This is a genomic window from Stenotrophomonas indicatrix, assembly GCF_002750975.1.
Taxonomy (GTDB): Bacteria; Pseudomonadota; Gammaproteobacteria; order Xanthomonadales; family Xanthomonadaceae; genus Stenotrophomonas; species Stenotrophomonas indicatrix.
Genome location: NZ_PEJS01000002.1, coordinates 341,889 through 363,736, shown reverse-complemented (window position 1 = coordinate 363,736; position 21,848 = coordinate 341,889). Strand labels below are relative to the sequence as shown.

General features: G+C 66.6%; 24 protein-coding genes and 1 tRNA gene. 8 read left to right on the top strand and 17 right to left on the bottom strand.

Going from position 1 to position 21,848, the window contains the following annotated elements; translation table 11 throughout:
- Window positions 1-190 precede the first annotated feature (190 nt).
- Window positions 191-1,525: an MFS transporter gene (locus CR918_RS20665; protein WP_032978271.1), complete on the top strand. Its 1,335-nt coding sequence runs from the start codon at window positions 191-193 to the stop codon at window positions 1,523-1,525.
- Window positions 1,526-1,748: 223 nt separating this feature from the next.
- Here the strand turns inward: CR918_RS20665 and CR918_RS20660 are convergent, their stop codons facing one another.
- The 4 genes from CR918_RS20660 to CR918_RS20645 form a co-directional block, all read right to left on the bottom strand.
- On the bottom strand, window positions 1,749-3,401 hold the full coding sequence (locus tag CR918_RS20660) for a M28 family metallopeptidase (protein ID WP_099844676.1): 1,653 nt from the start codon (window positions 3,399-3,401) through the stop codon (window positions 1,749-1,751).
- Between the two features lie 149 nt (window positions 3,402-3,550).
- Window positions 3,551-4,483, bottom strand: a complete 933-nt coding sequence (locus CR918_RS20655) for an MBL fold metallo-hydrolase (protein ID WP_099844675.1) — start codon at window positions 4,481-4,483, stop codon at window positions 3,551-3,553.
- 156 nt (window positions 4,484-4,639) lie between these two features.
- Window positions 4,640-4,942, bottom strand: coding sequence for a hypothetical protein (locus tag CR918_RS20650; RefSeq protein ID WP_099844674.1), 303 nt, complete (start codon window positions 4,940-4,942; stop codon window positions 4,640-4,642).
- A 126-nt stretch (window positions 4,943-5,068) separates the two neighbouring features.
- Window positions 5,069-6,361: a tryptophan--tRNA ligase gene (locus tag CR918_RS20645; RefSeq protein ID WP_025878334.1), complete on the bottom strand. Its 1,293-nt coding sequence runs from the start codon at window positions 6,359-6,361 to the stop codon at window positions 5,069-5,071.
- A 108-nt stretch (window positions 6,362-6,469) separates the two neighbouring features.
- Between CR918_RS20645 and CR918_RS20640 the strand changes: the two genes are divergently transcribed.
- The gene (locus CR918_RS20640; protein ID WP_099844673.1) at window positions 6,470-7,282 is read left to right on the top strand and encodes a hypothetical protein; all 813 of its coding nucleotides are present in this window, start codon (window positions 6,470-6,472) and stop codon (window positions 7,280-7,282) included.
- Window positions 7,283-7,360: 78 nt separating this feature from the next.
- On the opposite strand, the gene CR918_RS20635 is transcribed toward CR918_RS20640, so the two are convergent.
- From CR918_RS20635 to rocF, 3 genes are all read right to left on the bottom strand, one after another.
- Complete coding sequence (locus tag CR918_RS20635) at window positions 7,361-7,582, bottom strand: CsbD family protein (RefSeq protein ID WP_025878332.1); 222 nt, start codon at window positions 7,580-7,582, stop codon at window positions 7,361-7,363.
- Window positions 7,583-7,793: 211 nt separating this feature from the next.
- Window positions 7,794-7,931: an entericidin A/B family lipoprotein gene (locus CR918_RS20630; protein ID WP_019661832.1), complete on the bottom strand. Its 138-nt coding sequence runs from the start codon at window positions 7,929-7,931 to the stop codon at window positions 7,794-7,796.
- A 167-nt stretch (window positions 7,932-8,098) separates the two neighbouring features.
- The gene (gene rocF / locus CR918_RS20625; RefSeq protein WP_032978254.1) at window positions 8,099-9,019 is read right to left on the bottom strand and encodes an arginase; all 921 of its coding nucleotides are present in this window, start codon (window positions 9,017-9,019) and stop codon (window positions 8,099-8,101) included.
- Window positions 9,020-9,149: 130 nt separating this feature from the next.
- Here rocF and CR918_RS20620 point away from each other — a divergent pair, with 130 nt between their 5' ends.
- Entirely contained in the window at window positions 9,150-9,497 is a 348-nt protein-coding gene (locus CR918_RS20620) for a hypothetical protein (RefSeq protein ID WP_093820738.1), read from the top strand.
- Between the two features lie 18 nt (window positions 9,498-9,515).
- Here the strand turns inward: CR918_RS20620 and CR918_RS20615 are convergent, their stop codons facing one another.
- Entirely contained in the window at window positions 9,516-10,460 is a 945-nt protein-coding gene (locus CR918_RS20615) for an ankyrin repeat domain-containing protein (RefSeq protein WP_099844672.1), read from the bottom strand.
- A 58-nt stretch (window positions 10,461-10,518) separates the two neighbouring features.
- A complete protein-coding gene (locus tag CR918_RS20610; RefSeq protein WP_099844671.1) occupies window positions 10,519-11,292 on the bottom strand; it encodes a DUF3011 domain-containing protein in 774 nt (257 codons plus the stop codon).
- Window positions 11,293-11,453: 161 nt separating this feature from the next.
- On the opposite strand from CR918_RS20610, the gene CR918_RS20605 reads away from it, so the two are divergent.
- A complete protein-coding gene (locus CR918_RS20605; protein ID WP_099844670.1) occupies window positions 11,454-12,389 on the top strand; it encodes a hypothetical protein in 936 nt (311 codons plus the stop codon).
- 498 nt (window positions 12,390-12,887) lie between these two features.
- Complete coding sequence (locus CR918_RS20600) at window positions 12,888-13,292, top strand: hypothetical protein (protein ID WP_099844669.1); 405 nt, start codon at window positions 12,888-12,890, stop codon at window positions 13,290-13,292.
- A gap of 57 nt (window positions 13,293-13,349) precedes the next feature.
- On the opposite strand, the gene CR918_RS20595 is transcribed toward CR918_RS20600, so the two are convergent.
- The 4 genes from CR918_RS20595 to birA form a co-directional block, all read right to left on the bottom strand.
- Window positions 13,350-13,425 (bottom strand) — tRNA-Thr (locus tag CR918_RS20595).
- A 41-nt stretch (window positions 13,426-13,466) separates the two neighbouring features.
- Window positions 13,467-14,300, bottom strand: a complete 834-nt coding sequence (locus tag CR918_RS20590) for an SPOR domain-containing protein (protein ID WP_099844668.1) — start codon at window positions 14,298-14,300, stop codon at window positions 13,467-13,469.
- 9 nt (window positions 14,301-14,309) lie between these two features.
- Window positions 14,310-15,041 (bottom strand): type III pantothenate kinase, encoded by a 732-nt coding sequence (locus CR918_RS20585; RefSeq protein ID WP_025878323.1) that lies wholly within the window; start codon window positions 15,039-15,041, stop codon window positions 14,310-14,312.
- The gene (birA, locus tag CR918_RS20580) at window positions 15,038-16,003 is read right to left on the bottom strand and encodes a bifunctional biotin--[acetyl-CoA-carboxylase] ligase/biotin operon repressor BirA (RefSeq protein ID WP_093820899.1); all 966 of its coding nucleotides are present in this window, start codon (window positions 16,001-16,003) and stop codon (window positions 15,038-15,040) included. The genes CR918_RS20585 and birA overlap by 4 nt, the downstream gene beginning before the upstream one ends.
- 143 nt (window positions 16,004-16,146) lie before the next feature.
- Between birA and CR918_RS20575 the strand changes: the two genes are divergently transcribed.
- Both CR918_RS20575 and CR918_RS20570 read left to right on the top strand, forming a co-directional pair.
- Window positions 16,147-16,422, top strand: coding sequence for a hypothetical protein (locus tag CR918_RS20575; RefSeq protein ID WP_099844667.1), 276 nt, complete (start codon window positions 16,147-16,149; stop codon window positions 16,420-16,422).
- Entirely contained in the window at window positions 16,389-17,177 is a 789-nt protein-coding gene (locus CR918_RS20570; RefSeq protein ID WP_165780931.1) for a M90 family metallopeptidase, read from the top strand. Before CR918_RS20575 ends, CR918_RS20570 begins: the two co-directional genes overlap by 34 nt.
- Before the next feature lie 73 nt (window positions 17,178-17,250).
- Here CR918_RS20570 and CR918_RS20565 read toward each other — a convergent pair whose 3' ends face one another.
- The 4 genes from CR918_RS20565 to dusA all read right to left on the bottom strand — a co-directional run bounded on the left by CR918_RS20565 (window position 17,251) and on the right by dusA (window position 21,066).
- Complete coding sequence (locus CR918_RS20565) at window positions 17,251-18,675, bottom strand: ATP-binding protein (protein ID WP_032978238.1); 1,425 nt, start codon at window positions 18,673-18,675, stop codon at window positions 17,251-17,253.
- Window positions 18,676-18,697: 22 nt separating this feature from the next.
- Window positions 18,698-19,381, bottom strand: a complete 684-nt coding sequence (locus CR918_RS20560) for a response regulator transcription factor (protein ID WP_004136763.1) — start codon at window positions 19,379-19,381, stop codon at window positions 18,698-18,700.
- Window positions 19,382-19,453: 72 nt separating this feature from the next.
- Window positions 19,454-19,822 (bottom strand): hypothetical protein, encoded by a 369-nt coding sequence (locus CR918_RS20555; protein ID WP_025878314.1) that lies wholly within the window; start codon window positions 19,820-19,822, stop codon window positions 19,454-19,456.
- A 212-nt stretch (window positions 19,823-20,034) separates the two neighbouring features.
- Window positions 20,035-21,066: a tRNA dihydrouridine(20/20a) synthase DusA gene (dusA, locus tag CR918_RS20550; protein WP_099786225.1), complete on the bottom strand. Its 1,032-nt coding sequence runs from the start codon at window positions 21,064-21,066 to the stop codon at window positions 20,035-20,037.
- 146 nt (window positions 21,067-21,212) lie between these two features.
- On the opposite strand from dusA, the gene CR918_RS20545 reads away from it, so the two are divergent.
- A complete protein-coding gene (locus CR918_RS20545) occupies window positions 21,213-21,791 on the top strand; it encodes a hypothetical protein (protein ID WP_099844665.1) in 579 nt (192 codons plus the stop codon).
- Window positions 21,792-21,848: the final 57 nt, after the last annotated feature.

Here is a 21,848-nt window from a genome sequence, read left to right as displayed (position 1 = left end):
TTAGGACGTTTTGGTTATGGTCCGGCAGCCCATGTAGTGGCACGCTGTCATCCATCCATGCCCCGCCCGCCCCTTCCGGCACCCGGCGTTGACGTGGGTTGCAGTACCAAGGAGGCTGGCCGGCAGCGCACCGCGCGCCAGGCAGCGCAATTTCCCGCATGGACGCACCGCATCGAGGATCCCCACCCGGATGAGCACTACGTCCCAATCCGCTGTCCCCAGCACCGACGGCGCCGCCCTGCGGCGTTCCATCTCCAACACCCTCAAAGGCTCCGCCGGCAACCTGGTGGAGTGGTACGACGTCTACGTGTACTCGGTGTTCGCCGTGTACTTCGAATCGCAGTTCTTCTCGCCTGAAGACAAGAACTCCACCCTGTACGTGTGGGCGATCTTCGCCGCGACCTTCCTGATGCGCCCGATCGGCGCATGGTTCTTCGGTCGCTTCGCCGACCGTCATGGCCGTCGCCTTGCGTTGACCGTGTCGGTCACGCTGATGGCCTTCTGCTCGTTCATCATCGCCATCACCCCCACCGCTGCCAGCATCGGCATCTGGGCGGCGATCATCCTGCTGTTCGCGCGCCTGCTGCAGGGCTTCGCCACCGGTGGCGAGTACGGTGCCAGCGCCACCTACATGTCCGAGGCCGCCATTCCGGGCCGCCGCGGCTTCCTGTCCTCGTTCCACTACGTCACCCTGGTGGGCGGCCATGTGCTGGCCCAGCTGACCCTGTTCGTGATGCTGACGTTCTGGGCCAAGCCGGAAATCTCCGAGTGGGGCTGGCGCATCGCCTTCGGCATCGGTGGCATCGCCGCCGTGGTCGTGTTCTGGCTGCGCCGTGGCATGGACGAGTCGCTGTCGGAATCCTCCATCGAAGCCGCGCGCGAGGGCAAGGACAAGAAGTCCGGCTCGATGTACGAACTGTTCGTGCACCAGTGGCGTCCGCTGCTGCTGTGCTTCCTGATCACCGCCGGTGGCACCATCGCCTTCTACACCTACTCGGTGAACGGCCCGAAGATGATCCAGAGCGCCTTCGCCGGCAACGACCCGATGACCGGCACCCTGATCAACCTGGGTGTGCTGGCCTTCCTGATGGTGTTGCAGCCGGTCGGCGGCTGGCTGTCGGACATCATCGGCCGCAAGAGCCTGCTGGTGTTCTTCGGTGTGGGCGGCGTGCTGTACAGCTGGTACCTGATCACGCAGCTGCCGCACCAGCACGATGCCACCCTCGCCTTCCTTACCCTGGCACTGGGCTTTGTCATCCTCACCGGCTACACCTCCATCAACGCCGTGGTGAAGGCAGAGCTGTTCCCCACCCACATTCGTGCACTGGGTGTGGGCTTCGGCTATGCATTGGCCAACTCGCTGTTCGGCGGCACCGCGCCGCTGCTGTACCAGGGCGCATTGAAGACCGGCCACGTGGACTGGTTCGCCATCTACGTCACCGCGACGATCGCGGTATCGTTGGTGGTCTATGTGTTCTTCCTCACCAACAAGGGCCCCAACTGGCTCGACGGCACGCGCAAGTAAACGCGCCGTAGTGATCGCGGCCACCGGTGCAATGCCGGTGGCCGCCGCGTGGCTGGAGATGCGGTAGTGCCGGCCGCTGGCCGGCAACTGCACATCCTTTCGGAAGGTTCATGAGCTTGCCGGCCAGCGGCCGGCACTACCGTGCGTTTGGAGGTTGCCGGCAAGCGGCCGGCATTGCCGTGCGTTTGAAGGTTGCCGGCCAGCGGCCGGCATTGCCGTGCGTTTACCGGCGGGCGGCTTCGCTCTTCTCGCGGGCGCCGTGGAATTCCGATTCCTTCTCCCACTGCGGCCAGCGACGGCTGTTGGCCAGTTCGGCGCCCAGGTCATAGACCAGCAGGGTGTCGGCCGCGTGGCCCGCCGGATCCCAGCTCGGCGTCCATGCATCGCAGGCCTGGTGGTAGCAGTCGGCGAAGTACTTCTCGCGCAGCGCGCGACCGGCCTCGACGCCGCCCTCAAGCTTGTCCAGGCCCGGGCCGATGGTGATCGCCGGCACGCCCAGGCGGGCAAAGGCAAAGTGGTCGGCACGGTAGAAGAAGCCGGCTTCAAGGTTCGGATCCGGGCTGTAGCCGCGGCCACGGGCCTTGGCCACGCGTTCCAGGTCGCCTTCCAGCGACACCCGGCCCTTGCCCCACGAGGCGATGTCACGGGTGGCACCATCCGGGCTGAACATCTCGATGTTCAGCACCGCAGCGGTCTTGTCCAGCGGCGCCAGCGGGTGCGCGGCGTAGTAGCTGGCGCCCAGCAGGCCCTTCTCTTCGGCGGTCAGGGCGACGAAGTACAGGGTGCGCTGCGGCTGCGGGCCGGCGGCGAACACCCGGCCCAGTTCCAGCACGGTGGCCACGCCGGTGGCGTTGTCGATCGCACCACGGCGGATGCGGTCGCCCTTGGCGTCGGCCTGGCCGATGCCGAAGGCATCCCAGTGCGCCGAGAAGATCACCGCCTCATCGGCGTGCTCGCCGCCGGGCAGCTTGGCCACCACGTTGCGGGTCACCACCTGCTCGCGCTTGAGCGCGAAATCGACGCTCAGCTTCGCGTTGTCCAGCGCAACCGGGCGGAAGTCCGCACTCATCGCCTTGCGCTTCTCTGCATCGAAATCCAGGCCGGCGTCGGCAAAGATCTGTTCGGCCAGCTCACGCTGCATCCAGCCACGCAGCGGCGTGTGCTGGGCCATCGCCTCGGCCTGGCCGCGCTCGATGTCGAACAGCGGCGAGGTGCCCGAACTCTTCACCGTGGCCCAGCCATACGCGGCCGGTGCGGTCTCGTGCACGATCAGCACGCCTTCGGCACCCCGGCGCGCGGCTTCCTCGAACTTGTAGGTCCAGCGGCCGTAGTAGGTCACCGCCTTGCCATCGAACGCACCTGGCGCGTCGGCTTCAAAATCGGCATCGTTGATCAACATCACGGCGATCTTGCCGTGCAGGTCCACGTCCTTGTAGTCGTTCCAGTGGCGCTCGGGCGCATCGATGCCATAGCCGACGAACACCAGCGGTGCATCCTTGATCTGCACGCGCGTGCGCGGCTGCAGGCTCTGCAGGGTCACGTCCACGCCATTGGCCAGCGCGCGCTTGCCGCCCTTCAGGGCAAGACTGGCCTTGGCCTGGCCGACCAGCTGCGCACGCACCAGCGGCACCGGCTGCACCCAGCTGCCGTCCACGCCACCCGGCTGCAGGCCGTAGCTGCGGAACTGCTCGATCAGGTACTGCACGGTGCGTTCTTCACCTTCGGTGGCCGGTGCGCGGCCTTCGAATTCGTCCGATGCCAGCACGCGCACATGACGCGACAGCGCCTGCGGATCGATGCCGCCGCCGGGCAGGTCATTGGCCGCATGGGCCAGGCCACCGACGAACAGGCAGGACGACAGCAGCAACACGCGCATCGGGTTCACGGCAACACCACGGCTAGCTTGAAAGTCACCAGAGTGTAACGTGGTCGTGACATCGCGGCGCGGCCCGGGACCGTGTCATCCACGCATGGCGTGGATCTACCAGGGGCGCAGCGGATCTCCGCCGCCAGGGCGTGCGCAGGTCAGCGCGATACACGGTCCAGCCAGCAGGCCAGGCCCTGCGCGTTGAGTTCGATATCCATCGCCAGTACTTCGCTCACTGCAGCCTGGTCCAGCGCGCAGCCATGCTGCTGTGCACGCTCCAGGTACAGCGCCTGCAACGCGGCCAGCAGGCAGCGATGACGATCGGGGCGACCATCGCACTGGCGGCCGATTGCCGCCATCGCATCGATCTGTTCGAACAGATCCTCGGCCAGCTTTTCGACCTGTTCGACACGACCGTAATGGGTCAGGTACATCGCCTGCGGTGCGTAACCGAGCATGCGCTGGATCGACGCCTTCATCGCGTCCGGGTCGAACTGCACCGGCGATGAGGTGGGGAAGATGAAAGCGCCCTGCGCGCTGTCCAGCTCGCGGTAGGAGATACCGAAGGTATCGCCGGTGAACCAGCTGCGGCTGCGCGCATCCCACACGCAGTAGTGGTGCAGCGCGTGCCCCGGGGTATGCAGCAGCACCAGCTCGCGACCGGCCAGGTCGATGCGCTGGCCGTCGTCAGCCACCACCACGCGCTGCTCGGGAATCGCTTCGATGCGGCCATAACTGCGGGCGATTTCCTCAGCGCCATAAACGGCCGTGGCACCGGCGATCAACCGGTTCGGATCGATCATGTGCGGCGCGCCGCGCGGATGCAGCACCGCGCGCGCATTGGGCAACTGCTGCATCAGCAGGCCAGCGCCACCGGCATGATCCAGGTGCACGTGGGTCAGCAGCAGCCAGTCCACCGCCTCCACGCCCAGCCCGTTGTCGGCCAGGGCCTGCAGCATCGCCGGTACCGACAGGCCGGTACCGCAGTCGACGAACGCAGCACGACCGTTTTCGATGACCAGGTAGGCGGCATCGAAGTCAGGCCGTTGGAAACCGGTATCGATGGTGTGGATGCTGGGATCGGCGGTCATCGACGCGCACCTGGCAGGATCGGGAACAGACACCCATGGTAGGCGCGCCGGCATGGCGTGATCGATGCGGCTTTGGTCGGATGGTGCCGGCCGCTGGCCGGCAATCCCGGGTTAGCCGGTTGAATGCAGTTGCCGGCCAGCGGCCGGCACTACCGATCAGCTGCAGCGCAAAGCGAACTGCGGCCGCAGCAGCAGCGCCAGTACCAGCACCGCCAGGAACGCGCCATAGGCATACAGCACCGCCAGCACCTGCGGCCAGATCGGCCCGGCGCCCGGTTGTACCAGACCGATGTGGTGGCCCCACAGCATCGCCACGATGCTCAGGGCCAGCGCCAATGCCAGCGCAGCGCCATCGAACAGGCGTCGCCGCGCGGTACGCGGCTGGCGCGGAAACAGCCAGTACAGGCTGCCCAGCAGAATGAACCAGGGCAGGAACAGCAGCAGCGACAACCAGGCCATTGCAGACTCCATGTCATCGCGCCTGAGGCGCGCGGACATCATGCCATGGGTGCAATGCCGTGGTAGTGCCGGCCGCTGGCCGGCATTCCGCCCTCAACAGCGCCGACCAAGGTCGGCATCTACCGATCAGTCGGCGCGCAGCACAGCCAGCGCCGCCAGCACCGCATCCACCTCGGCTTCCAGCTTGAACAGGTCACTCTGCAGCTGGTCACCCTGCTCGGCCTGCTTCAGCACGGCGATCAGCTGGCCGGCATCGCGCGGCGAGTCGAAGCCTTCGCTCTGGATCAGCAGCGTGCCGTCACCGGCGGTGAGCTTGAAGTAGAAACGGCCGTCCTTCTCGCGGTACTGCTTGAACAGCGGGGGAGCGGCGCGGGCTTCACCGGCATCTTCGCTGGCGATGTCGCCGGCATCGGACAGATCACGCAGGCCCACCGCATGGCGCAGTTCTTCCAGCAGCGGTGCTGCCAGCTGCTCACGCAACTGCTGGCCACGGCGCTTGAGCAGTGCTTCGATCTTCTCCGGCTCGGCCATCAGCGCGTTGTAGCGCTCGCGCAGCGGCGACAGTTCGCTGTCGATGCGCTCGAACAGCTGCTGCTTGGCATCGCCCCAGCTGATGCCATCGGCGAAGGCCTTGGCGAAGGCAGCGGTCTGCTCCGGGGTGGCGAACGCCTGGTACATCTGGAACAGCGCCGAACCTTCGGTGTCCTTCGGCTCGCCAGGGGCACGCGAGTCGGTCAGGATCGAGAACACCAGCTTCTTCAGCTCCTCGCGCGGCACGAACAGCGGAATGGTGTTGTGGTAGCTCTTGCTCATCTTGCGGCCATCCAGGCCCGCCAGGGTTGCCACCTGCTCGTCGATCACCACGTCCGGCAGCGGGAAATACTCCTTGCCGTACACATGGTTGAAGCGCTGGGCGAAGTCGCGCGCCATCTCGATGTGCTGGATCTGGTCACGGCCCACCGGTACCTGGTTGGCCTTGAAGATCAGGATGTCGGCCGCCATCAGCACCGGGTACATGAACAGGCCGGCGCTGACACCTGCGTCCTCGTCCTGGCCTTCCTCCCGGTTCTTGTCCACCGCCGCCTTGTAGGCATGGGCGCGGTTGAGGATGCCCTTGCTGGCGATGGCGGTCAGGAACCACATCAGCTCGGTGGTCTCGCGGATGTCACTCTGGCGATAGAACCACACGTGTTCCGGGTCCAGGCCACAGGCCAGCCAGCTGGCAGCGATCTCCAGGGTCGCGCGCTGGGTGCGCTGCGGGTCCTGCGACTTGATCAGGCTGTGCAGATCGGCCAGGAAGAAGAAGCTCTCGATGTCCGGCGCGCGGCTGGCCGCAATGGCCGGGCGGATGGCGCCAACGTAGTTGCCCAGGTGGGGCGTGCCGGAGGGGGTGATGCCGGTAAGGACTCGGGTCGTCATGACTGCGTGCGGGAACCTTCTATGAACGCGGCCAGTTTACCGTGCACACGGTCAACCCCGTCAGGGCCTCCGGCGCGTTCATTCACCCAACCCCGCTGGAGACGCCCGATGAAACGCCTGCTGCCCCTGCTGCTGATCCTGCCCCTGGCCGGCTTCCGCCCGGCTCCGCTGCCCCCGCCGATGCCGCAGGACGGCCCGGTGCGCGTGGCCCTGGTCGACCGCGACCGCGGCACCGAGCTGCGCAGCTACCCGGCCGACGGCCAGCGCTGGGTGGCCGGTGAGCGCGGCCACCGCTATGCGGTGCGCCTGTACAACGACAGCACGCGACGGGTGCTGGTGGTGCTGTCGGTGGACGGGGTCAACGCCATCTCCGGTGAAGACGCCGATCCCTCGCAGACCGGTTACGTGCTCAACCCTGGCCAGCGCGCCGACATCACCGGTTGGCGCAAGACCCAGGACGAAGTGGCCCAGTTCGTCTTCAGCAGCCCCAGCGGCAGCTATGCCAGCCGCACCGGCCGCCCGGACAACGTCGGCGTGGTCGGCGTGGCGGTGTTCGAGGAAGCGCGTCGCTGGTACCCGCGTCCGCAGCCGATCCTGCGCGGTCGCGCCGGGCCGGCACCGGCACCGGCGTCGGCCGAAGCCTCGGCGGCGGCCGACGCCAGCGCCAGCCGCATTGAAGGCTATTCGGCCAAGTCGCAGGCGCCCGCGCTGGGCACCGGGCATGGTGCGCGCGAAAGTTCATCGGTGCGCGATACCGATTTCGAACGCGCCACCCGCAGCCCGGCACAGGTGCTGCAGCTGCGCTACGACAGCGCCCGCAACCTGCGTGCACGCGGCATCCTGCTCGATTCGCCCTCGCGCCTGGACCGCCAGCCACAGGCCTTCCCCAACCGCTACGTGCCCGACCCGCCGGCGCGTTGATCTGCACACAGCACAACGCCCGCACCTTCCGGCGCGGGCGTTGTCGGTGGGGGCATAACGCGAGCGTTCGACGCCCGGTTACTTGTAGTCCGGGTAATCCTTGTGCATCGCTTTCTCGAAATCGCGCACTTCGGTTTCTGCGCGGTCCTTGGCCCAGCCATAGCGCTCCTGCAGGCGGCCCGCCAGATATTCGGCATTGCCCTCGGCCACATCGAAATCGTCATTGGTCAGATCGCCCCACTTCGCCTGGGCCTTGCCCTTGAGCTGGGACCACTTGCCGGAAATGATGTCTTTGTTCATTGCTGAGGCTTCCTTGGAATGCAACGGCGTTGTTACCGTGGCTGCAGCATCGCGCAGTGCACGTTGAAGCACGGTCAACCGGCCATGAAAGCGCTGCTCACCTGCTTGAATGGTTCACTACCGGTCGACACGCGGCGTCCACACGCGGCAAGCGCGCATGAAAAAGGCCGGGAAGATCCCGGCCTTTTCCGTAGTGCGCACCACCTCAGGCTCAGTTGCCCTTGGCGGCATCCTCAACCTTCTCACCAGCCTTCTGCACGTCCTTGCCGGCACCGGCAACGGTGTTGCAACCGGCCAGCAGGGCCACCGAGAACATCGACAACAGCATCAGGGCAACTACGCGCTTCATGGGCTTCTCCTTGGGTTTGCCGCTACACCGCTCAATCACGGGGTTCGGTTGTATTGATCGGGGCGGCAGGCTGGCTCGAAGCCAACACTGCCGCGTGAGGTGCAATCTGGCGGCAGGGGCGTGGAGCGCGTGTGAACGGTTCGTCCAACCGTTCAGGCTGGACCCTCTCAGTCGCGCATCAGGGTCGATTTCCCGAACAGGCTTTCGACCAGGTCCACGGCCAGTTCGGCGGTGCTGTTGTGGTTGTCCAGCAGCGGATTGAGTTCAACGATATCCAGCGAGCCCATGCGGCCACTGTCGGCGATCATCTCCATCACCAGCTGCGCTTCGCGGTAGTTCACCCCGCCCGGTACGGTGGTGCCCACGCCCGGGGCAATGCTCGGGTCGAGGAAATCGACGTCGAAGCTGACGTGCAGGTGGGTGTTCTCGTCGATGCCGGCCAGCGCCGCTTCCACGGTGCGCTTCATGCCGTTCTCGTCGATGTAGCGCATGTCGTAGACATCGACCTTGTGGGTCTTGATCAGGCGCTTTTCTTCCGGGTCCACCGAACGGATGCCGATCTGGTGCACCTGCGAAGGCTGGATCGCCGGCGAAGTGCCGCCCAGCCTGGTCAGCGCATCCGGGCCGAGGCCGCACAGGCAGGCCACCGGCATACCGTGGATGTTGCCCGACGGGGTCACCTCACTGGTGTTGAAATCCGAATGCGCATCCAGCCACAGCACGCGCAGGTCCTTGCCCTGCTCGCGGCACCAGCGCGCGACGGCAGTGATCGAACCGATGCCCAGGCAGTGGTCGCCGCCCAGCATGATCGGCATGCGGCCGGCCTGCAGTTCGGCGTAGCTGGCTTCCATCAGCGCGTGGTTCCACGCCACCACCTCGTCCAGGTGGCGATAGCCCTGCACCGGCGCGGTCCACGGGTTGCGCGGGCCGTCCAGGTTGCCAAGGTCGCGCACGTCCACGCCACGCGCTTCCAGTGCTTCAGGCAGGCCGGCCACGCGCAGGGCTTCCGGCCCCAGCCGGGCGCCGCGATGGCCCGCCCCGATGTCGGTGGGGACGCCGATCAGGGTAACGGCGGGATGATGGGCCATGGGTGCCTCCTGCGAACGAAAAAGAAGCACAGTCTAGCCAGACGCATGTGACACCACTCGCGGCGGTGCAGCAGGGCCATCGCATGGCATGATGCCGCGCGGACCCGACCGCCCCTCATGGAAGATTGCGATGTCGCCCTTCATCAACACTGCCTGGCCGCGCTTTTTCATCGGGGCGCTGCCCATCGCCGTTTTTGCGATTCTGCTGAGCAGCTCGATGGATGCGTCGCCGAATGGCTGGCTGATGCAGGCGACGCTCCTGCTGGTGCCGTTCTCGACCCTGGTATTCCTCGGGTTGGGTTGGCAGCGTCTGCGCAAGGCACACGCCGAATATCCGATCCTGAAGAGCGAGCCGCAGCGGATGCTGGCAGCGTTGATCGGCAACGTGAAGGTGGCGGCGCTGTGGTTTGGCCTGACGTTCGCCGGCATGTTCGCCCTGATGCTGGCGTGGGTAGTGCTGTACAACGCCGCCGGCTGACGGCACTTCGGGCCGTGCTCAGAGAATCGCCGACGACCACGCTTCGGTGCGGAACAGGCGCTTCTTCAGCATGTCGATCCGCCACTGCCCAGCCACGCGCTTGAGCACGAACAGGCGCTCGTAACGCAGCGCGCGGGATTTCTGTGCATGGTCACGTACCAGGACTTCGGCCTTGGAGGCCGTCGGCTGACCGACCGCGGCCAGCAGGTCCTCCGGCACGTGCACCGGCGGATTGCCCACCGACATGCCCGTGGAATACACCCGCTTCCGGTCGGTACACCAGGCCGCGAGGATGTCCGCGCGCTCCTGTTGGAATGCTGCACTACCGAGCAGGACTCCACCGACCTTGGCATCACGGTAACCACGCGTTTCCCACTCATTGCAGGCCAGCATATAGCCACGCACCACTGATGCCGGTTCCCCCTCTGCGGCCGGTTCAGGCCACGCAAGCGGCGGCGCCTCCTCCAACATCGGTGGCATCTGCGCGCCCGCTGCCTGCAGGCACTGCACCACAGCCGCATGCCCGCGCGCTTCGGCCAGCGACAGCGCATTATGTCCTTCGAAATCCACGCGTGCGACATCAGCACCGCCAGCCAGCAGCAGCTCGACCATCGGCAGATGACCGCCCTGCGCCGCCACCATCAGCGGTGTGCGATGCAGTTCCGGGGAGGCCGCGTCCAGCGAGGCGCCGCGTGCGATCAGCAGGCGTCCGATGTCTGCGTCGTTGCGCTCGGCCGCCCATCCCATTGCGGTAAAGCCCACCGCCATGCAGGCGTGCTGGATGTTGGCGCCACGGTCCAAAAGCCGCAACACCGAGTCAGTCTTTCCGGCGATCACAGCCGAAAGCAGCGGAGTACGTCCGGTGCCCTTGTGCTGCCACTCGATATCGGCACCCGCATCCAGCAATGCGTCGATTCGGTCAAGATCCTGTTTCTCGGCTGCCTTGGCCAGAAGATGGGACATGGTGGTGCCGCCAGACGGGTGTAAGGGTAGTCACCTTAGGGCTGCAGGCACGATGAGCTCAACCCCCGCGGCGGCGAATCGGCGTCACGCTCTGCACCCGGCCGTCGTTGCGCATCATGCACAGGAAGCGGCCCTCGGGATAATCGATGATCAGTTCCTGGTAATCGGTGCCGACCGGCACCTGGGTCACCAGCGTGCCCTGTGCGCCTTTGCTTGCATTGCACGAACCGAGCGCGGTATCGCCCGCTGGCGCGTTGGCTGCAGCCTTGGACATGTTGCGGAACGTCGCGCGGCAGCCACCGTTGACCCAGACCGAATGCCGCGACAGGCCCCAGTTGCTGCCCTGCTCGCAACGGGTACGGCTGAGCTGGCGCACGATCTCCACGTTGCCACGCGTGTCCATGTCACAGGACACCTGGCGCTGGTCGGTGGATTCGCAGGTCACCTCGCGTGGCAGTGCTGCATCGTCATCGCGATCCTCACGGTGGTGCCTGCCACCTTCCACGGCAGTCGCCGGCGTGCCGTTGTTGCTGACCTGGCAGATGCCGTTGGCACCGCCGCGTCCGGTGTAGCTGACCTGCGGCGTACCGTCGTCACCGGTGCTGATTGAAAGCGTGGTGCCGCTGCTGGCATCGCGCGCTTCGAAATAGCGATCGTTGAAGCGCTTGAGGGTGGTCTCGCGGCCCTGCACGTAGACCGGCCCGCCCTCGTCTGCATGGACATCCAGCCCACCGGGGCAGCTGGCATTGATGAACGGCACGGCGGCCATCGCCGGTGCTGTGAAGGCGCTGGCGAGCAGCGCAACGGTCAACGGCAAGCGGTGGCGGCGCATGGTCGGCTTCCTTGTGAGGAGTGAGCGGAGGGCGCCAGTATGGGGGCTGCCGGAGTTGCTCGACCGTGAGGAATATCAAGCAACCGATCACGGGCTGCAGACCACCGCCATCAGGCCAGCGCTATCATCGGGCGGATCACACGGACGTCCGGTATGCACACATGACAGCTCCTCCCTTCGACCACGCGCAGCAGCAGCTGCTGGCGCTGCAGCAACGCATCCATGCCTTCAATCTGGACAGTGCCGCCGAGCATGAACTGGATATCCAGGACCCGGCCGGCCCGCTGTGGGCAGCGCTGCAGGAACGGGTGACCGTGGCGCCGTTGTACGGCGGCCTGCACGTGGAGTTCTTCGGCAACCCATGGGAAGAGCCATTCGCATGGACGCTGGCCTGCCTGTCCGACCAGGGCGTGGCCGATGCGATCATGTCGCTGTCGTTCACCGGCCCGGACGAAGGGGCCAATGGCACGCGCGAGTGGGAGTTCACCGCGCTGCTGGACAGCGATGTGCGTTTCCCGCGCCTGCGCTCGTTGTCGATCAGCCCTACCGAACCGGCCGACCACAACATGTCGCTGGTGCAGCGCGCGGGCACCATCATGGAAGAAGACGGCGAGATCGCCTGCTTCGTTTCCAAGGCCCCGTATCTGAGCGAACTGGTCGTGCCGAATGCACCGGACGCCGCGTTCTTCGAGGTTCCGCTGCCACACCTGCACAGCCTGCGCATCGGCGGTGGCTCTGACACCCAGCGCTTCATCGACAACCTCGCCGCATCACGCAACCTGCCTGCCTTGGGCCTGCTGGATTTTTGCGAATCGACGGAGCTGCAATTCGTCTGGGCTGATGCCCGTGAGACCGATGCGGTCACGCCTTTCGCGGCCTATGAGCGCTTGTTCGCCAGCGATGCCTTCGATGCGCTGCATACCTTCCGGTTGCGAAACAGCGCGTTGGATGTGGCGCAGCTGCAGACGCTGCAGGCCATGCGCCCACGGTTGTCGTTCATGGTCATCCAGGCCGCGACGGGGGGCTATGTCAGCCATTTCGCCAAGGATGTGTTTCCGTGGCGACACCTGGTGCCGGGTGATCCGGGGACGCGTTGATCGCCGCGCGGGTGCGTATGATGGTTGAGTGGATTGCTTGGTGACGTGGTTAAGCTGGCTTGACACGTTGCGCCGGCTTTGCGCCGTGCGATTGCAGCGCTTCTGCCTGTTTCATGATCCAACAGCACGCCGCGCAGGATGTCGTTTTTGCCTTGGGATTGGCCACGACAAGCCAATTGCGATAATTCATTTTTCCTTTCAAACAGCGCGATGCCATCGGAACAATCGACTGGCAGCCCGTGATTCTGCCTGCGCATGATGAACTGCCACCGAAAACCAGTGGCCGGGACTTCCAAGCCCGTGCAATCGAAGCTGTTTACGCTTGTCAGCCGGCGTCGCCTCTTGCGGGTGGCGCCGGCTGACACTCCGTCTGCTGCCTTATGGCGGGCGGTGCGTGGGGGCCTTGCGCCCGCCGGCTCATCGATTCCCGGTCTTGGAAGCCACGCATCGCCCGCCACCCCCTGCGGTGGCGCCTCTGTTGCACCCGAGGATGACCACATGTCCGCCCCTGACTATCCCTATCTGACCGCCACGCTGGGCGACGCCGCCGAACGCCTGCCCCCAGAGCTTGCGCAGCCGTTGGAAGCCGCGTTCGCCGCCGCCGTCGATGTCCCGGACCCGATCACGTTGCAAGGCTGCCTGCAGCGCATCCGCAACGGCGATGGTGCCGACGGTCAGCCGTGGCGCGGGCCAACGCTGGCACCCGGCCAGCGCATGGCCATGGCACGCGCCGACCGCGCCGCTGCCGGGCTGACCACCTTGCTGGAAATATTCCACGCCGCCGAGCGAGTGCGGGTCGATGGAGGCGACGAGCAGCAGATCGGCGACGGAACGCGCGAAGGGCTGCTGCTGGCGTGCCGGGGATTGGCGGAGTATGTGGAGCTGCAGCTGCATGCGGCGTAGGCACACAGACACTAGCCGACCCATGCAACAAAAGGGGCAATGGAGATTGTCGGGAGATGGTGCCGCTTATCCGAATCGAACGGATGACCTACTGTTTACAAGACAGTTGCTCTACCAACTGAGCTAAAGCGGCACGGGGTGAAACGCCGACGGCAGCGCCGTGGTGGGGGAATTCTAGCGCAGTCGCGTGCATTCCAGCGACCGTTGCTGCGCGGCGCCACTGCGCTGCTGTGCCTGGGCCGGTTCGCTGCCGGTGGCCAGCTGCCCTTCCAGCCACCATTGGCCGGCATCACCACTGGCGACCAGGCGTGGCTGGAAGCCGGCGGCCTGCACTGCAGCCATGCGCCGTTCGGCGCCCTCGCGGTTGCGGTACTGGCCCAGCGCAATGGCGTTGGTCTCGTCGCCCTGGCTGATGATGTAGTAGTCGCTCAACCCGGCGGCGACGATGCGCTTGACCGTGGCCTGCGCGTCATCGCGGCTGGCGGCGGCGGGCAGCAGCACGCGGTAACGGGCACTGCCGCTGGCGGCGGGCTGCTCGCGCAGGCGCACCTGGCTCAACAGGTTGCCCGCACGACTCTGCGCAGCGCTGGCAGCGGCGCGGTCGGCGAACGGGCCCAGCGCCAGGCAGCGCGGCGGTACGGCAGGGGCTGCGGGTTTCTCGGTCACCGGTTCGGGCGCTGGCTTGGCGACGGCGGCCATCGGCTCAGGCGCCTTCACTGGTTCGGCGGGCTTGCCGGGTGCTGCAGGTGTCGCCGCTGCCGGTGCGGGTGCAGCGGCCACTGCGGTAGCCGGCGCCGCCTCACGCTCCACCAGTGCTTCAGTGGGTGCCGCTGCCGAGGCCTGCGCGGCCACCGCCGCATCGGTGCCACCGGGCAACCAGCGCAGCTCGGCCACGCCGGTCGGGGGCGGTGGCAACGGCGCACGCGCGGGTTCATCGCGCAACAGCCACCAGGTGGCAACACCAAGATTGAGGATCGCCAGCACGACGATCAGGGCACGGGTCAGCATGCGCCGATACTAGCCTGCGGGCTGGTGCACCGCCCAGCGGGCGAGGCCATCCAGCACCAGCGAGGGGTGATAGTCGGCGCCGTCCAGCAGCGGCATCAGCGCGGGTGCGCCACCACCATGCACCAGCAGCGACGGCATGACGCCCAACAGCGCCTGTGCCTGGCGGGCGCTGCGTTCAACCAGCGCCACGGCTGCACCATCGCAGCCGGAGGCCAGCGCATCGGCGGTGTCGTTGGCGAATTCGCTGTAGTCACCGCCGCTGGCCGGCAGCTGCACCGCGCGCGCGTGCAGCGCCTCGCGCATGGTGGTCGGCGAGGCGGAAATGCGTCCACCGTGATGCTGGCCGTTGGCATCCAGCAGGTCGATGGTCAACGCGGTGCCGACACCGACCACCAGCACCGGCCGCTGTGCCTTGGCGGCAGCCAGCAGCGCCAGGAAGCGGTCGACACCGAATTTTTCCGGCTTGGCGTAGGCAATGCGTACACCCGCACACTGGGCGCTGGTGCGCACCACATGCACGTGCTCGAAGCGGCGCTGCAGCTGATCCAGCATCGCGCTGGTCAGCGATGGCGCGGCGACGCTGGCCACAAACGCGGTGCCGCCACTGGGCAGGCTGTGCGGCGGTTGCCCGGCCATGCCTTCGGCGCCATGCGCCCAGGCCTGCACATCACCGGCACGATCACCCTGCAACGGCGCGAACTTGAAGCGCGAATTGCCCAGATCGAACAACCAGTCGCTCATGCTTTTCTCACACTGACTTCGCCGGCATGCAGCAGGCGCTCGCGGCCATCGATGCGCACGCGCAGCGCGCCATCGTCAGCCAAGCCGAGCGCGGTACCGTGCTGCCATTCGCCATCCAGCTGCACGCGCACTTCGCGCCCGGCCAGCATGTCGAACGCTGCGTAACGCGGCAGGAACGGCGCCAGCCCTTCCCGGTCGAATTCCTCCAGCGCCGGCAGCAGGCGTGCCAGCACCGCCGCCACCACCGTGTTGCGATCCACCGAAGCGCCGGCCAGTGTGTCCAGGTCCACCCACGGCTGGGTGATCTGTTCGGCGAAGGCCGGCGGCATGTGCACGTTGATGCCGATGCCGATCACTGCACGCGCCGGGCCGGCGTATTCGCCACCACCCTCGGCCAGCAGGCCCACCAGCTTGCGGCCATCGACCAGCACGTCGTTCGGCCACTTCAGCTGCGCCTGCGTGTAGCCCAGATCGTGCAGGGCTTCGGCCACGGCGACGCCGGCGACCAAACTCAGCCCGGCCAAACGGCCCAGGCCACCCTCGAACAGGCGCAGCACCGACAGATACACATGCGCGGCCAGCGGCGACGCCCAGGTGCGCCCGCGACGGCCACGGCCGCCAGTCTGGCGCTCGGCCAACAGGACGCTGACACCGCGCTGGGGCGCGCTGCAGCGCAGCAATTCGGCGTTGGTGGAGTCCACCGTCCAGGCCACCTGCAGGTCGTGCAGCAATGCTGCGGCCTCCTTGGGCAGGCCGGCGCGGATGGCCCCGGCGTCCAGCAGGTCGACCGGCCGGGTCAGCCCGTAGCCCTCGCCTGCGCGACCTTCAACCTCGACGCCAGCGGCTCTAAGCCCTTGAATTCGCTTCCAAATGGCGGCCCGGGTCTGGCCCAGCTCACGGGCCAGGGCGTCGCCGGACAGGCGACCGGCAGCGAGTTTGGCCAGCAATTGGCGATCGTCCACGGCAGCTTCCACAAGGTCAGGACGGAATTATGCGGGAAACCCGCCAGCGGCGCCCGCCGGCCCCGGTTCCGGCGGGCTTCCAATCTGGCGCCGGGTTCGGGCTAGAATCGGGAACTCACCTTCCCTTAACGTGGATGTCGTCAATGCGCCGTTATGCCCATTGCCTGATCCTGCTGACGATGCCCTTCGCGGCATCTGCCACAGCAGCGCTTGATGACAGCCGTGGCGCCTGCGTCTACTCGGCCAGCGATGCAGCCTCGCAGCGCACGCTGACCAACGCGCCGACAGCGACGGCCGCCAAGCCGGCACCGGTACGTCCGGCCGCCGCGACCAGCAGCGGCGGTGGCGGTGACGACGATGTACTGCAGCGCATCCGTGCGCCGAAGTGGCACAGCTACCTGCCGGGTATGTTCCGCTGATCAAGTCGTTGCTGCAGTGGTTGCGGCCCGCGCCGCGACCGATCGAAGACGCACACTGGAACGATGCCTGCCACCGCGCAGCGTGGTTGCGCGGCCTGGACGACGAACGGCATGCACGCCTGCGCGCGCTGGCCACGCGCTTCCTGCATGAGAAGACCATTTCCCCGATCGGTGACCTGCAGCTGCAGCCGGCCGATGGCGTGCTGCTGGCCGCACTGTGCTGCCTGCCGCTGCTGGAGTTCGGCGAGGTGGGGCTGGAAGGCTGGTCGCAGCTGATCGTCTACCCCGATGCGTTCCGCGTGCATCGCAGCCATATGGACGCTGCCGGCGTACTGCACGAGTGGGATGACGAGCTGATTGGCGAGTCGTGGGACAGCGGTCCGTTGATTCTTTCGTGGGCCGATGTGCAGGCCGACCTGGCAGCACCGCATGAGGGTTACTGCGTGGCCGTGCATGAAATGGTGCACAAGCTGGATGCGCTCGACGGTGCGATGGACGGCACGCCGCCGTTGCCGCGTGCGTGGCAACGCGAGTGGGCTGCTGACTTCCAGAAATCGTACGACGCGTTCTGTGCGCAGGTGGATGCCGGCGTGGAAACACGGATCGATCCGTATGCGGCCGAGGCACCGGAAGAGTTCTTCGCGGTGGCCAGCGAGTACCACTTCTCTGCGCCGGACCTGCTGGCCGAAGCGTTGCCGGAGGTGGCTGCGCATCTGCGGCGGTTCTACGGCGAGCCGCCGGCAATGGTCGGGTGATTCATCCGTCCGCCGGGCATGGCCCGGCGCTACCCGAGGGTCTACGTCGACCGGATCGGGTTGCAACGGATCGTTACGGCCCCGGCGGCAGCCGCACTTCGAAACGGGCGCCGCCCAGTTCGCTGGAACGGGACACCTGCAGCTCGCCGCGGTAGTCCTTGATCAGGTCCTGCACGATCGACAGGCCGATGCCGTGGCCCTGTACGCGCTCATCGCCGCGCACGCCACGCTGCAGCACCTTGCCGATGTCCTCCGGAGCAATACCCGGGCCATCGTCATCCACCGCCAGCAGCAGACCGGCGCGACGCGCATTCGGCGCCGGCAACGGCTGCGCGGTCAGCAGCACGCGGCGCTTGGCCCACTTGAACGCGTTCTCCAGCAGGTTGCCCAGCAGTTCCTGCAGGTCACCCGGTTCGCCGTGGAAGCGCGCGGCCGGGTCGATGTCGAATTCGCACAGCACGCCCTTGGACGCATAGACCTTTTCCAGGCCACGCACGATCTCTTCGGCGTTGGATTCGATCGGCAGCGGTGCCGAGAACAGCTTGTGGCCCGACGAGGCCGCGCGTGCCAGCTGGTAGGACACCAGGTTGTTCATGCGCTGCAGCTGCACGTCCAGCTCTTCGCGCAGGGCGCCATCGCCGGCGCCGCTGTCCATCTGCGTACGCAGCACCGCAATCGGCGTCTTCAGGCTGTGCGCCAGGTCGGCCAGGGTATTGCGCTGGCGTTCCAGGTTCTCACGCTCGCCCTCGATGAAGGCATTGATGCTGTCGGTCAACGGCTCCAGCTCGCGCGGGTGGCGTTCGCTCATGCGCTCGGTCTCGCCGCGCTGGACCTTGGTCAGTTCGGTGATCACCCGCCGCAACGGGCGCAGGCTCCACTGCAGGATGACCGTCTGCAGCAGCAGCAGGATCAGGCCGATGCCGCCCAGGTAGAACCAGACCCGGCTGCGGAACACGCGCAGCTGCGCACCCAGCGCGCGCGAGTCTTCCATCACGTAGATGGTGTACGGGAATTCGGTGGCCGGGTCGGCGTCGGCATCCCACACCAGGCCCAAGCCATAGCGATACACCGAGCCCTGGCTGCCGTCGATCTGGATCATCGGCAGCGGGCCTTCGAACACTTCCTGGCGCGGAGCCAGCAGGCCGCCGCCGACGGTGGGCAGCATCGGGCCTTCGGCGGACATCGAATTGCCCTTGCCGTCGGGCATGACGACCTGCAGGTACAGACCGCTGCCGGGCACGTCGAAACGCGGATCCGGCGGCTGCTCGCGGATGTACAGCGAGCGGTCGCGGGTGAAGTCGATACCGGCCGCATAGGCGGTGGCATAGTTCTTCAGGCGCTCGCGCAGGTTCGCCTTCGCCGTATCGGCGAAGGCGGCATCAAGCGCGTAACCGGCCAGGGCCAGGAACGCGACCAGACCCACTGACGCGGCGAACATCTGGCGCGCCTGCAGAGAGCGCGGCCGCCAGCGTCGGAAGAACCACAGACGGCCGGACATCGTTTATCGCCTGTTGAAGGCCTCAGCCCTCGTTGCGCGGAATCGCGAAGCGGTAGCCACGACCGCGCACGGTCTCGATCGGCTTCAGTTCGCCATCCGGGTCCAGCTTCTTGCGCAGGCGGCCGATGAACACTTCCAGCACGTTCGAGTCACGATCGAAGTCCTGCTGGTAGATGTGCTCGGTGAGGTCGGCCTTGGAGACCAGTTCACCGGCATGCATCATCAGGTACTCCAGCACCTTGTACTCATAGCTGGTGAGATCGACATTGCTGCCGGCCACGCTGACGGTCTGCGCTGCCAGATCCAAGGCAACCGGACCGCATTCCAGGGTCGGCTTGCTCCAGCCGGCGGCGCGGCGCAGCAGCGCGTTGACGCGGGCCAGCAGCTCTTCCACATGGAACGGCTTGACCAGGTAATCGTCGGCGCCCTGCTTCAGGCCCTCGACCTTGTCCTGCCAGCTCGAACGCGCGGTCAGGATCAGCACCGGGAACTTCTTGCCTTCGTCGCGCAGGGCCTTGATCAGCTCCATGCCCGACATCTTGGGCAGGCCAAGGTCGATGATGCCGACGTCGAACGGCACTTCGCGGCCCATGTACAGGCCTTCTTCGCCGTCCTGCGCTGCATCGACGGCAAAACCTTCGCGCTTGAGCCGGGCTGCCAGGGTCTCACGCAGCGGGGCTTCGTCTTCGACCAGAAGGATACGCATGAACTCTCCCTAGTGTGCTGGGTGCGGCCCGGAGGCCTGTGGGTACGGGTTGATAGCGACAACTATCCCTGTTCAGGGGTTATCGCCGCGTAGTGATGACATATCCGACCGCGGCGTGCGCGGCTGTGAACGTGCCGGGGCGGGGTCGTCCATGTAGCGGACCCGACCGCGGTCGTCCATGTATTTGACCCGGTTGATGTCACGACCATCGAACGGCACACGCTCGGCGCCCAGGATGTGGCCACCGGTGGTGCGCTGCACGCGGCGCACGGCATCGGACAGCGAGCGCTCGTTGCTGGCGCCACGGCCTCCACGCTCCATCATTTCTGCGCGCCCCTGTTCCCGCTGCGGGTCCTGCGCCAGCGCCGAAGACAGCGGGGCAGCCGCCAGGACCACGCAGGTGGCCAGGGCAATACAGCGGTGGAAGGGAGCGGAAGACATCGATGCGATCCTAGCCGAGCACGGCGATTCGTTCAAAAGTCGTAAATCCGGGCACCGGAATGGAACCCGGCGTTTTACAAATCTTTTGCAAATTCTTGGTTTCGGGCAGTGAATCCGGTCTGAACTTTTCCAGATGCTCCAGACCGTTGTTCAGCTAAGTGAACATTCGGGACGAAACGGCCGCCCTTGTCAAGTCAGGAATGTGACTGCCGTCACGCAGCGGCGCGCTCGGCTTCGCGTTCGGTGACTGCCAGCGCCTGCTCGACCAGCGCCCAGTCGGCACCGGGGCGATGGGCACCCTCGCTCAGCACCTGGCGGAATGCGCGGCCGCCGGGCTGGCCGTGGAACAGGCCGAGGATGTGGCGGGTGATGTGCTTGAGGGCCAGGCCCTCGCCCAGGCGGGCTTCGATGTACGGGCGCAGGGCGCGCAGCAGCTCACCGCGCGGACGCAGCGGCGCGCCGGTCTGCAGCGCTTCCAGCTGATGCAGCAGGTAGGGGTCGTGGTAGGCCGCGCGACCGAGCATGACGCCATCGACGTGCGCGGCCTGCGCCTGCACCGCCTCGATGCTGGCCAGGCCACCATTGAGCACCACCGGCAGTGCCGGGCGCTCCTGCTTCAGCCGGTAGGCCCAGTCGTACTTCAACGGCGGAACCTCGCGGTTCTCCTTCGGCGACAGGCCCTTCAGCCAGGCATTGCGGGCGTGCACCACCACCATCGCGGCGCCGGCCTCGACCTGGCGGTCGACGAAACTGGCGAATACCTCGTAGTTGTCGTCTTCGTCCACGCCCAAGCGGCATTTCACCGTCACCGGGATGTCCACTGCCTCGACCATGGCCGACACGCATTCGGCCACCAGCACCGGCTCGCGCATCAGGCAGGCACCAAAGCGCCCGGCCTGCACGCGGTCGGACGGGCAGCCGCAGTTGAGGTTGACCTCGTCGTAGCCCCAGTCGGCGGCGATGCGCGCGGCCTGCGCCAGCAGGGCCGGATCGCTGCCACCGAGCTGCAGTGCCAGCGGCTGTTCGCTGGCATCGAAACCGAGCAGGCGCTGGCGATCGCCATGGATGACCGCATTGGCGTGCACCATTTCGGTGTACAGCCGCGCACCCGGCGCCAGCAGGCGGTGGAACACCCGGCAATGGCGGTCGGTCCAGTCCATCATGGGAGCGACGGACAGGCGCAGGGAATCAGCGTAACGGGCGGTGGCGGACGTCATCGGGCGGTTGATCGTGGAGACTGGCATTGCCAGTGAGATCAATAGTTTACACCGGGCGGATGAATGGCGGCGGGCAGCCGGGGATGCAGGCCGGGTTGCCGCTGCCGCCCTTGCGTGGGGATACTCGGTACGCGAGTTCCTGTTGCACCGCATCTGTTGGAAGGGAAGCCACAATGAAACAGACTGCATCCTCGCTGGCTGGCCCTGGCCTCGCCTACCTCACCCTGCTGACGGTGCTGGCCTTGGGCAGTGGTTGCAGCAGCGTCCGCGACGCACGCCTCGCCGAAATCAGGCCGGGCCCACGATGCGACTTCACCGAAGGCGCCACCTTCGACAACCGGCCGTCCTACCTGTCGGCAGGACAGGAAAATGCGCCCATCGGCGCGCTTTCCAGGCTCTTTGGCGTCTACAACAAGGACATCCACCAGGTCACGATCCGCCAGGAGGCGAGCCGGCTGGTGGCCCGCTTCCATGCCGCCGACGGCACCGGCATCGAGGCTGCAGGCAGCGCTTCCAGCAAGAGCTACAGCGCCGAAGGAGAACAGCTGGTCATCAACCGGTGGTCATCGTGCAAACCGGGCGAGGCCGGCGCCGGCTGCGTCTGGTCGCGCGTGGAACTGTCCTGCACGGTGGAAAACGATCTGGTGGTGAAGCAGGTGGACGGAGGCGCGGTCCTGCTGGCCCTGATCATCCCGATGGGCCAGCGCAGGACCCAGTTCGGGGTGTACCGGCGGGTCGACCCTGCAGAATGAATCGACAGAAGGCCCCGGGTCGTTGGGCCCGGAGCCTTCGGCCACAGTGCAGCAGGC

Excerpts from the sequence above, each read along its gene's own strand:
- CR918_RS20665 (WP_032978271.1), top strand. The coding sequence starts at position 191 with ATGAGCACTACGTCCCAATCCGCTGTCCCCAGCACCGACGGCGCCGCC.
- CR918_RS20660 (WP_099844676.1), bottom strand. The coding sequence starts at position 3,401 with ATGCGCGTGTTGCTGCTGTCGTCCTGCCTGTTCGTCGGTGGCCTGGCC.
- CR918_RS20655 (WP_099844675.1), bottom strand. The coding sequence starts at position 4,483 with ATGACCGCCGATCCCAGCATCCACACCATCGATACCGGTTTCCAACGG.
- CR918_RS20650 (WP_099844674.1), bottom strand. The coding sequence starts at position 4,942 with ATGGCCTGGTTGTCGCTGCTGCTGTTCCTGCCCTGGTTCATTCTGCTG.
- CR918_RS20645 (WP_025878334.1), bottom strand. The coding sequence starts at position 6,361 with ATGACGACCCGAGTCCTTACCGGCATCACCCCCTCCGGCACGCCCCAC.
- CR918_RS20640 (WP_099844673.1), top strand. The coding sequence starts at position 6,470 with ATGAAACGCCTGCTGCCCCTGCTGCTGATCCTGCCCCTGGCCGGCTTC.
- CR918_RS20635 (WP_025878332.1), bottom strand. The coding sequence starts at position 7,582 with ATGAACAAAGACATCATTTCCGGCAAGTGGTCCCAGCTCAAGGGCAAG.
- CR918_RS20630 (WP_019661832.1), bottom strand. The coding sequence starts at position 7,931 with ATGAAGCGCGTAGTTGCCCTGATGCTGTTGTCGATGTTCTCGGTGGCC.
- rocF (WP_032978254.1), bottom strand. The coding sequence starts at position 9,019 with ATGGCCCATCATCCCGCCGTTACCCTGATCGGCGTCCCCACCGACATC.
- CR918_RS20620 (WP_093820738.1), top strand. The coding sequence starts at position 9,150 with ATGTCGCCCTTCATCAACACTGCCTGGCCGCGCTTTTTCATCGGGGCG.
- CR918_RS20615 (WP_099844672.1), bottom strand. The coding sequence starts at position 10,460 with ATGTCCCATCTTCTGGCCAAGGCAGCCGAGAAACAGGATCTTGACCGA.
- CR918_RS20610 (WP_099844671.1), bottom strand. The coding sequence starts at position 11,292 with ATGCGCCGCCACCGCTTGCCGTTGACCGTTGCGCTGCTCGCCAGCGCC.
- CR918_RS20605 (WP_099844670.1), top strand. The coding sequence starts at position 11,454 with ATGACAGCTCCTCCCTTCGACCACGCGCAGCAGCAGCTGCTGGCGCTG.
- CR918_RS20600 (WP_099844669.1), top strand. The coding sequence starts at position 12,888 with ATGTCCGCCCCTGACTATCCCTATCTGACCGCCACGCTGGGCGACGCC.
- CR918_RS20590 (WP_099844668.1), bottom strand. The coding sequence starts at position 14,300 with ATGCTGACCCGTGCCCTGATCGTCGTGCTGGCGATCCTCAATCTTGGT.
- CR918_RS20585 (WP_025878323.1), bottom strand. The coding sequence starts at position 15,041 with ATGAGCGACTGGTTGTTCGATCTGGGCAATTCGCGCTTCAAGTTCGCG.
- CR918_RS20575 (WP_099844667.1), top strand. The coding sequence starts at position 16,147 with ATGCGCCGTTATGCCCATTGCCTGATCCTGCTGACGATGCCCTTCGCG.
- CR918_RS20565 (WP_032978238.1), bottom strand. The coding sequence starts at position 18,675 with ATGTCCGGCCGTCTGTGGTTCTTCCGACGCTGGCGGCCGCGCTCTCTG.
- CR918_RS20560 (WP_004136763.1), bottom strand. The coding sequence starts at position 19,381 with ATGCGTATCCTTCTGGTCGAAGACGAAGCCCCGCTGCGTGAGACCCTG.
- CR918_RS20555 (WP_025878314.1), bottom strand. The coding sequence starts at position 19,822 with ATGTCTTCCGCTCCCTTCCACCGCTGTATTGCCCTGGCCACCTGCGTG.
- dusA (WP_099786225.1), bottom strand. The coding sequence starts at position 21,066 with ATGCCAGTCTCCACGATCAACCGCCCGATGACGTCCGCCACCGCCCGT.
- CR918_RS20545 (WP_099844665.1), top strand. The coding sequence starts at position 21,213 with ATGAAACAGACTGCATCCTCGCTGGCTGGCCCTGGCCTCGCCTACCTC.